Here is a 1,587-nt window from a genome sequence, read left to right on the forward strand (position 1 = left end):
TGGCCTGCGCGGACTGCACGAGGATGTTGTTCTTCGTGTAAGCCATCATCTCTTCGGCAACGTCGGTGTCGCGGATGGTGGACTCAGCATCCTGGATGTTCTCCGTCATCACGGACAGGTTGTTGATGGTGTGGTCCAGACGGTTCTGGGTTGCGCCCAGAGTACCACGCACAGAGGAAACCGTGTTGATAGCTTCTTTGATATATTTGATAGCATCCTGAGCACTCTTCTGATCAGCAATGCTGATATTGTCAATGCTCAGTGTAGTGGTATGCATATCCTGAATATCTACCATCAGCTGATTAAAGCTGTCAGAGGTATCACCAATCTGCAGAACCAACCCATCGCCTGTTCCACCGCCAGTAGTTACAGAAATTGCACCCTTAATCTGCTCAGCAGTAATCAGATTGTCGCCATTGGTTGCATCAGTTTTAACCTGCAACGTCAATGTTGTTCCATTGTTACCAACGGTGAAATCAGCGTTATTCTGTGCTGCTTGGGTAATGCGGTTTACAACCTCAGACATCTTACTCGGATCCAATTCACCCTTGCTGGTCAGAAGATCTTTAAGTCCAATGTTGGCATTGCCCGCAACAAAGGAAGCGCTGTAGCTGATGGTGTAAACCTCATCACCGATTTTAATTGAGGCACCATCCTGCACCATATCAGGGGAGATTGTAAGAGTTGCGTTTGCCTGTGTGCCGACCTGCTCACGACGTCCTGTCTGGTTCACCTGTGTACCAGCATTGATTGTACCGGATACCTCACCATTTGTGGCAGTACTGGCAATCGATACATCATAGGCGGGGTTTAATTCCATACCCGCTGTGATTTGCCCAGCGGTCATTGCGGTGGTAAAGGTAATAACACCACCAGTAATCGAAATATTGTAGTTGACGCCACCAATTGTAATGGAAGCAGCGGTCAGAGACAGCTGGCCTACCGTAACAGCAGTACCAGAGTTAGCCGCAGCCCATGTCAACTTAATAGTCTTGCTGTCAACAGTAAGAGAAATGCTGCCAGCTTGAGTGCTGTTGGAAACAATATTCAGGCCATCCAGATCAACGGAGAAACTGGGGGGAACAAAAGACAGAGCCTCTTTGCCAGCAGTTACCTTGAGGGCAGCACTGAGATCAACAGTCTGACCGGAGACAGAGAAGCCTGTGCTCAGGTTACCGTTAAGCAGCTTAATGCCGTTGAAGTTGGAGGAGTCGGCAATACGGTTGATTTCTGCCTTGAGCTGCTCCAGTTCCTTGTTCAGGTTATCACGGTCAACCTCGTTGTCATAGGTGCCGTTAGCGGACTGGTCAGCCAGCTCGACCATACGGTTGAGCATGTCATGCACTTCGGTCAGCGCGCCTTCAGCGGTCTGCACCAGGGAGATGCCGTCCTTGGCGTTCTTCTGAGCAGTCTCGAGGCCCGTGATCTGAGCACGCATCTTCTCGGAAATAGCCAGACCGGCGGCGTCGTCGCCTGCGCGGTTGATCTTGTAGCCGGAAGACAGCTTCTCAAGGTTCTTGGACAGTGCGCTGGTGTTGTTGGTGTAGTTGCGGTAGGCGTTCATCGCCATAATGTTGTGCTGGATTC

Annotated in this window: 1 protein-coding gene; it reads right to left on the reverse strand. The window is 50.5% G+C overall.

The window, feature by feature from the left end; all coding sequences use genetic code 11:
- On the reverse strand, positions 1-1,585 hold a 1,585-nt coding region (locus B5F35_RS18075; protein WP_242969591.1), incomplete at its 3' end, for a flagellin N-terminal helical domain-containing protein.
- Positions 1,586-1,587 lie beyond the last annotated feature (2 nt).

The organism is Anaeromassilibacillus sp. An200 (genome assembly GCF_002160025.1).
GTDB lineage: Bacteria > Bacillota > Clostridia > Oscillospirales > Acutalibacteraceae > Caccousia > Caccousia stercoris.